1 protein-coding gene is annotated in these 315 nt (G+C 62.5%); it reads right to left on the minus strand.

Features of this window, described 5'->3' with window-relative positions; all coding sequences use genetic code 11:
• Positions 1 to 295, minus strand: a 295-nt coding sequence (locus F6X37_RS36100) for a hypothetical protein (RefSeq protein ID WP_222945054.1), incomplete at its 3' end; no start/stop codon positions are given.
• Positions 296 to 315: the final 20 nt, after the last annotated feature.

Genomic DNA, 315 nt, shown 5'->3' on the forward strand with positions numbered 1-315 from the left:
TGCAGAGCGGTGTGGATTCGCTGTCCACAGGCCTGGGTTCGCTGTCGACCTCCACGTCGACAGGTATTTCGTCGCTGTCGACGTCGACCTCGACGGGCCTCTCTTCGCTGTCCACGGGTCTGAGCTCGCTGTCGACCTCCACGTCGACGGGTATTTCGTCGCTGTCGACGTCGGCCTCGACGGGGATCAGCACGGCACAGAGCGGCGTGAATTCGCTGTCCACAGGCCTGGGTTCGCTGTCAACCTCCACGTCGACGGGTATCTCGTCGTTGTCGACGTCGACCTCGACCGGCATTTCTTCACTGTCCACGGGTA

This window comes from Paraburkholderia sp. 31.1 (genome assembly GCF_014397645.1).
In the GTDB taxonomy this organism is placed as follows: Bacteria; Pseudomonadota; Gammaproteobacteria; order Burkholderiales; family Burkholderiaceae; genus Paraburkholderia; species Paraburkholderia tuberum.